Origin of the sequence: Flavobacterium xanthum (genome assembly GCF_900142695.1) — a bacterium.
Lineage (GTDB): Bacteria > Bacteroidota > Bacteroidia > Flavobacteriales > Flavobacteriaceae > Flavobacterium > Flavobacterium xanthum.
Genome location: NZ_FRBU01000027.1, coordinates 35,162 through 43,595 on the forward strand (window position 1 = coordinate 35,162; position 8,434 = coordinate 43,595).

3 protein-coding genes are annotated in these 8,434 nt (G+C 36.4%); all 3 read left to right on the plus strand.

Annotated features, from left to right (window positions below):
* Positions 1–15: 15 nt before the first annotated feature.
* Genes BUC11_RS11820 through BUC11_RS11830 form a run of 3 tightly spaced genes read left to right on the plus strand, consistent with a single transcriptional unit; the run spans position 16 to position 8,371 of the window.
* On the plus strand, positions 16–2,340 hold the full coding sequence (locus BUC11_RS11820; RefSeq protein WP_073354292.1) for a T9SS type B sorting domain-containing protein: 2,325 nt from the start codon (positions 16–18) through the stop codon (positions 2,338–2,340).
* Positions 2,341–2,364: 24 nt separating this feature from the next.
* A complete protein-coding gene (locus tag BUC11_RS11825) occupies positions 2,365–7,314 on the plus strand; it encodes a T9SS type B sorting domain-containing protein (RefSeq protein ID WP_073354294.1) in 4,950 nt (1,649 codons plus the stop codon).
* Between the two features lie 22 nt (positions 7,315–7,336).
* The gene (locus BUC11_RS11830) at positions 7,337–8,371 is read left to right on the plus strand and encodes a hypothetical protein (RefSeq protein ID WP_073354296.1); all 1,035 of its coding nucleotides are present in this window, start codon (positions 7,337–7,339) and stop codon (positions 8,369–8,371) included.
* The last annotated feature ends 63 nt before the right edge of the window (positions 8,372–8,434 follow it).

Consider the following 8,434-nt stretch of genomic DNA (forward strand, 5'->3'; position numbering starts at 1 on the left):
TATCTTTATAGCGCTATGAACGGTGTAAAAAAAATACTATTTATTCTTTTCATTTGTTGCATTTTTAGTAATGCAACTGCACAATCTATTACAGTAAACGACGCGTATACAGCAAATCAACTGGTAGAAAATGTATTAGTAAATAGTTCCTGCGCTACCATTTCAAATGCTGAGGCTGCCGGAGATAATTTTTCTGGCATTCAAAAAAGTTATGCTTATTTCAATGCAGGAACCAGTACTTTTCCTTTTAAAGAGGGCGTCCTGTTGAGTACTTGGAGCAGTCAAAATTCTGTAGGCCCATTTATAAGAAACAGAGGTGGTGGAAACCCCGGGTGGCTGGGGGATTCCGATTTAGAACAAGCTTTGAATCTAACCCGGACCATTAATGCTACTACTCTAGAATTCGATTTTATTCCGTTGACAAATTTTATCAGTTTCAATTACATCTTTGCTTCAAATGAATACCAAGATTATTTTCCTTGCTTTTATTCAGACGGGTTTGCATTTTTAATCCAAGAAAAAGGAAGTCCTACACCCTATCAAAATATAGCGGTCCTACCCACTTCTACGATTCCTGTTTCCTCAACCAATGTTCATCCCCTCATTCCTCCCTTCAATGGATCTGGCGGTTCAATACCCGGATGTTCGGCTGTAAATGAGAATTTTTTTGGAGGGTATAACGGTAGCACTAGCCCTATTAATTACAGTGGACAAACTACCGTTCTAAACGCGCAAAGTAACGTGATTGCCGGCAAAATTTATCATATAAAATTAGTTATCGCTGATGACGAAAATGCTGATTTTGATTCGGCAGTTTTTCTAGAAGCGGGTAGCTTTTTGCCAAAAATTGATTTAGGGCCTGATCGATTACTATCCACAAACAATGCTATTTGCTTAGGCGAAAGCTACACTATTGATCCTAAACTACCCTCAAGTTATACCTATAAATGGTTTAAAAACGGAATCGAATTATCCGATACCACACCTACTTACACTGTTACAAGTCCTGGTATTTATAAAGTTGAAGTACTCTTGACACCCAGCTGTATTGCAACAGAAGACATAAAAATTGAATTTATTCCAAAAATCGATTTGAGGGACACCACACTTTTGCAATGTGATACTGACACTGACGGAATCACTCTATTTGATTTGACAAAAGTAGATGCCATTGTAAAAAATAATATACCGAATTTAAGCATGGTAGTCTATTATGAATCTTTGGCTGCTGCCAAAGCACAAATCAATCCAATTAGCAACACAACCACTTTTCAAAATACAGCACCGAGTCAATCTGTATTCGCTAGAGTGACCAATTCCTTGGGATGTGAAAACTTTGCGGAAGTAAAACTTCTTATTTCCAATACTACCCTCTCGGAACAAAATCCCATCATAACTTGCGACGGCGATGGTATCGAAGATGGTTTAACTGAATTTAATTTAAGTACTCAGGCAACCGCGCAGGTCCTGACCGGTTTACCATCGGGATTGGTCGTTCAGTATTATTTGACCTCAACGGATGCTATAACAACGCAAAACCAACTCTCAACGGTTTCCAGAAACACGATTCCGAATCAACAAACCATTTTTGCTAAGATTGTAAATGGACCCGACTGTTATGCAATTACTCCTATACAATTGGAAGTAAACCCATTTGACCCACCTAATTTTCAAGACGTATCTTTAATTTTATGTGAAGGATCTAGCATATCTCTTGCCGTTGATAGTGGCTTCACCAACTATTTGTGGAACACAGGAGGACGTTCTAATAGTATTTTGATTGATGCGCCAGGAACGTATACTGTAGTAGTCACAAATGAGAAAGGCTGTCAAAAAACTAAAAAATATACGGTAACCCTTTCTGGAATTGCAACGATAACAGGCATAAAAACAAACGATTTTGCGGGTAATAAGAATTCAATTTCAATTGAGTACACGGGAATTGGAGCATATGAATTTTCAATTGACGGTGATTTTTTTCAAGAAAATTCCACTTTTAATGGTGTGGTTCCAGGAGAATATTTAGTCTATGCCCGAGATAGGAATGGTTGCGGCACCTCGTTCCCTTTTGTAGTTTACGTTTTGGATTACCCGCGTTATTTCACGCCAAATGATGATAGCTACAATGATCTTTGGAAAATTAAAAATCTGGACACACTTCCCCAATCGACATTATATATTTTTGACCGTTACGGAAAGCTACTGAAACAATTAACGGTTTCAGATGGTGGTTGGGACGGAAGTTTTAATGGAGTCTTATTACCTGCTGATGATTATTGGTTTAATTTAACTTTTACGGGTGGGAAAATCATAAAAGGACATTTTTCTTTAAAAAGATAATACTAATTTCCCTATTTTTAGCGCATGAAAAAAACTTTACTTATTTTCTTTATTTTTTTATCAATAAGCTGCTTTGCCCAATTTAGTAAAACACATTATATACCGCCGTTGTCAGGCTCTAATTTGGTTGCTGCACAAGACCAATATCTCTACATTTCTACACCGAGTATTATTCCTGTAAAGGTTAAAATTAACGCCTTAGGAGTAGGTATAACGGAAATTATAGTATCAAAAAATTCACCAGTTGAATATAACGTAGGATTTGGAACAGATAGCCAACTGCATGTTGAACCTAGTTTATTAAACACTCCTTTATCCAACAAGGGATTTATTATTGAGGCTGAAAATTTAATTTACGTTGCCGCACGAGTAATAGCAGGTAATTCCAATCAAGCCGGTTCCCTTGTTTCAAAAGGCATATCAGCTATTGGGAATGAGTTTAGAGTTGGCGCTTTTGTCAATACGGGTACAGCAAATAATGGTACTTTTAGATATACTTTTTTATCAATCTTAGCAACTGAAAACAATACGGTGGTCGATTTTAGCGGCATAAAAGAGGGAGTAACATTAATGGGAAATACAACCGTAGGAAACACTCCCCCAAGTGTAACTTTAAATACAGGTCAGAGCTATGTTTTAGCGACGGAAGATATTAGTACCGCCAATAAAGATGGATTAATTGGGGCATTAGTAAAATCTAACAAACCCATTGTCATGAATTGTGGTTCTTATGGAGGCACGAATGGGAACAATAGTGGAAATTTAGATTTAGGATTTGATCAGATAGTACCTGCACAAAGAATAGGGAATGAATATATTTTTGTTCGTGGTTTGGGCTTAGATATTTTAGAAAGGCCTTTGCTCGTGGCTCACGAAAATGATACTTTTATTTACCTTAATGGAAGTACAATTCCATTTAATACAACTCCTCTTACTGCAGGGCAATACATTATCCTTGATGGTACAAATTATTCTGCCAATCGCAGTTTATATGTAAAAACAAATAAAAATGTCTTTGCATACCAAAGTGTTGGGAGTTCGAGTCAGGCCAATCAAGAAATGTTTTTTGTTCCGCCATTAAACTGTTCTACTCCAAATATCGTTGATAATATTCCAATGATAGAGCAAATAGGAACAACGTCATTTACTACAAACAGTGGATTAAATATTGTTACTGAAAAAGGAGCAACTATAGAAATTGCGATAAATGGCGTTAGACAGCCTATTGGCGTCCAACCACAGGATGTCATTGGGAATACGCTATATGAAACCTACACTATTACTGGTTTAACTGGAAATATTGGCGTCTTTTCATCCAAACAAGTCTATGTTTCTTATTTTGGTTCAAACAATGCAGCTACTTATGGAGGTTATTATTCCGGTTTTGATACCAAGCCCGAAATTATAACTGACGAAATCACCGTAGGTAGTTCATCCTGTATTCCTAACGTTACGCTAAAAGTTAGTTCTATTTCTTCATACGATACCTTCGAATGGTATTTTAATGGTGTTGCTCAAAGTAATTCTAATAACAGTTCATTTACTCCCACACAACCTGGCTATTATCAAGTAAAGGGTAGTATATCTGGTTGCAGTTCACCTCCTGTTTTATCTGACCTGATTCCTGTAAGCACGTGTGAAACAGATATAGATAATGACAGCGTAAACGATAATATTGATATCGACAATGACAACGACGGCATTACCAATTGTACGGAATCTTATGGCAAGCAAGACGTTAACATATCCAATCCTAATGGGGGAATTATAGCAACTGGTCTTTATTCCAATTCATTTATTGGAGCCATTTCTACGTCGACAGCACCGGGCGCTGCTCCTTTTACAGGAAATAATGATGGAAGTTTTATTACCCAAATACCCGCCGGAAAAGGAAATTTTGTAAGCTATAAAATGACTTTTTCAAAACCCATAAGTTTGGGAATGGAATATGTAACTAGCGCCAATGCAACAGATTTATTGAATGCTGATTCTGATTACATTGTAAATTCGGATATCGATAAAACAATAACGGTAATCAACCCAACCAACCAATTATTGATTGATACTAATTATGATGGTATTTATGAAAGCGGCGTGACACAATATTCTTCTTTCGAAATACGATTTCGTTTAAACAGTAGCACTCCCCTGGTGCCGGGAACAGGAACATTCAAGTTTCTTACTTACTTGTCCAACTCCATCAGTTTCACACACAAAAATTTATCTGACACCAATGCCAACAAATCAACATTTAAGTTTTTTGCTTCTTGTGTTCCAAAAGATTCTGATGGAGATGGAACCCCAGACCAGCTAGACAGTGACAGTGACAATGATGGAATTCTAGACATAATAGAATCTCAACCAAACACCTCGATTGCATTATCCAATTCTGATACCAATAAAAATGGATTAGATAATGCGTTTGAACCTGGATTGGTCCCAATCGATACAGATAATGATGGCGTACCCGATTATCTAGATTTAGATAGCGATAATGATGGAATTACTGATGCAATTGAAACTGGCAATCTTGGAACAGACACCGATACTGACGGCATCAAAAATTATCGCGATTTAGATAGTGATGGAGATTTATGTTCTGATGTTATCGAAGCAGGATTCATGGATCCAAATGGAGATGGATTATTGGGTACAATTGCTCCACCAACCATTGATAGTAAAGGGCAAGTAACTAGCGGTACTGGCTACTCAACCCCAAATGCAAATTACATAACAGCCGCGCCAATTGTAATCACTTCCCAACCGCTGGCAAATCCTACTTGTGAGCTAGAAAACACGACAATTACACTAGGTGACAATGGTGGTAATACCTACCAATGGCAAATTTCTACTAATGGAACCACTTGGAATACTATTATTAATAACGTCATCTATTCTGGAGCAACAACCAATACTTTAGTGATAACAAGCGTAAAAAATAATATGAACGGATATAAATATCGAGTTCAACTAAATAAAGTGGGTAATTCCTGCGGATTACTTTCAGATGATACTACGCTAACCGTGTACACTTTACCAATCGTTAATAAGGTGACTATCATTCAATGTGATGATGATTTAGATGCGGTAACTACTTTTAATCTAACGGTGAAAAATGATGCTATTTCCAGTAATTTTGCCAATGAGGACTTCTTCTATTATACTTCATTGGATGGTGCTACCACAGCAAACGAATCAGAATTAATTAGTACGCCTACATCTTTTACAAATACAACACCCGGCACGATGAAAGTTTGGGCAAGAGTAGTCAATGCTAATGGCTGCTTTAGCGTAGCAGAATTAACCTTAAAAGTTTTAGTAACACAAATTCCAAGCACCTTCAAGAGAACGTATATGGAATGTGACGATTTCTTAGATGAAAACGGGAATAACAATTCAAACAATGATAACAGAGATGGAATTAGTTCATTTGACTTTAGCAGTGCCGAAACGGATGTAAAAACTTTATTGCCAGTTGGTAATTACACCGTAACTTTTTACCGTAATCAAACAGATGCGTTAGCGGAAAACAATGTGATCACAAATATTTCAAACTATAGAAATATTGGTTATCAAAACACACAGGAAATATGGGGTCGAGTAGATAGTGATGTCGATAACGCTTGTTATGGTTTGGGACCATATGTATCGCTTACTGTTGAAAAACTACCTTTTGCGAATGTGGTTACCGTTCCAAGACAATGCGATGACAATCAAGACGGAATATATACTTTTGACACTTCTACTCTAGAATCAGATATAGTAAAAGGACAAACTAATGTAACCATCACTTATTTTGATAAAAATAACAATCTGTTACCTAGTCCTTTTCCACCAACATTCACAACGGAATCTCAGACTATAAAAGCAGTGGTAACGAACGCCACAACTTTGAGCTGTTCTGATGCAACGACTATCGTTTTTATCGTAGATGATTTACCTGTAGCGTTCCCAATTCCAACAGCTTTAACAACGGTTTGCGATGATGAAGCAGATCCGTTAATGCAAGACGGGAAATATGGATTTGACACTAGTACTTTTCAAAATACAATTTTAGGAGGACAAACAGGAATGAATGTTAAATATTTCGACAAGGATGGGGCTCCCTTACCTAGTCCGCTACCAAATCCATTTTTTAGCAATACTCAAGACATTACTGCTATAGTAGAAAATACTATAAATTCAAACTGTACTGCATCGGTAATTATACCTTTTATAGTACATCCACTTCCACCAATAAATTTAAATTTAGATGGAAGTGAGGATGAATTAGTATGTTCGAATCTCCCCACTTTCTTCGTAACACTTGATGCGGGAATTCAAGATGGTTCAGCTACAACTAATTATAAATACGTTTGGTCCAAAGACGGTGTTATTTTAAGTGGCCAATCCAATGCAACCTTAGATGTTAATGCGGAAGGTAATTATACTGTTGAAGTATTTACAACTCTAGGCTGCAGCAGGACCAGAAAAATAAAAGTGACAGCTTCAGATATTGCAATGATTTCAAACATTGATATTGTAGACCTAACAGATATAAATACGGTAACGGTGAATGTTACCGGAAAAGGAAAATATGAATATAGCCTAAACGAACCGTCGGGCCCTTTCCAATCCTCTAATGTATTTACTAACATTCCTTCCGGAATTTATGATGTCTTTATTAATGACATTAATGGTTGCGGAACGGTTAGTAAAACTATTTCTGTTATTGGTGTACCAAAATATTTTACACCCAATAATGATGGTTATAATGATTTTTGGAATGTAAAAGGAATTAATGCCAACTTTAATGCCAAGTCGACAATCTATATTTTTGACCGCTATGGAAAGCTTTTGAAACAATTGATACCAACCAGTGAAGGTTGGGATGGAACTTTTACAGGCCAACCTTTGCCTTCTGATGATTATTGGTATACCATAAAATTAGAAGATGGAAGACAAACTAAAGGGCATTTTAGCTTAAAAAGGTAAAAATATTTTTTAAATTTTAACAATGACAAAAACAATCTTACTACCCTTATTCTTACTTCTTGCATTTGTAAAGAGCCATGCACAAAGTGACTGTAGCGATGCCATTATTGTTTGCGGAAACACAAATTTAGATGGTCTGACAGTAACCGGTTTTGGCACCCAAGAATTATCTGCTTTAAATACTTGCTCAAGTCAGGAGAATAATAGTATTTGGTTAAGAATATCGATAAAAAAAGGCGGCACGCTAGGATTCAATCTCGTTCCTGAAAGTACAGACATCAGAGAAGATTTTGATTTTTTTGTTTTTGGACCTAATGAAACATGCGATGCTCTAGGACTGGCCATCAGGTGTTCTACCACTAATCCAGCATCAACAAGGCAGAATAATAATTATACTGGCATGAATGAAATAGAGAGTGATATAGCCGAAGGGCCCGGAAACAATGGAAATAGCTTTGTAAAATGGCTGACGGTAGCTGATGGTGATTCTTATTTTTTAGTAATAGACAGACCTATTGGCAATAGCAATTTTTCAATTCAATGGACCGGAACTGCAACATTCAATTCTTCGCCTACCAGTAATGTACCAACGGGAGAAACCTTAAATATAGTTCAATGCGATAGCGATGGAACAGCGGACTTTTCTACGACATTCGATTTAACTAAAAATACTCCAATTATCATAGGAGACCAAACCGGTGTTAATGTGAGTTATCATAAAGATCAAAATGACGCAACAACAAGTATAAATCCGATACTAAATCCAACTTCATTTACAAATTCACAGAATCCTCAATCTCTTTTTGCACGAATAACGAATACAATAACTGGTTGCTTCACCACATCAGAGTTTTATGTTCAAGTGAATGAATATATAAATATTCCCGCAATTGAATCAGTCATTTGCGATGATGCGAAGGACGGAAATGATTCAAATGGTAAAGCAACTTTTGATTTAAATAAAATTACTGCTGAAATTTTAAACGCACAAAGTACTACAGATTACATCCTCAAGTATTTTATTTGGTGGATTCAATTAATTAATGCGAATTCCTGATTATTGTTTAATAATTGTAAATATACTTCATTTGGAGAATCAAATTGATGCCTTTTCCGAGGT

What these genes read in the sequence shown, in the direction of transcription:
- BUC11_RS11825 (WP_073354294.1), top strand. Translation starts at nt 2,365, where the DNA reads ATGAAAAAAACTTTACTTATTTTCTTTATTTTTTTATCAATAAGCTGC.
- BUC11_RS11830 (WP_073354296.1), top strand. Translation starts at nt 7,337, where the DNA reads ATGACAAAAACAATCTTACTACCCTTATTCTTACTTCTTGCATTTGTA.
- BUC11_RS11820 (WP_073354292.1), top strand. Translation starts at nt 16, where the DNA reads ATGAACGGTGTAAAAAAAATACTATTTATTCTTTTCATTTGTTGCATT.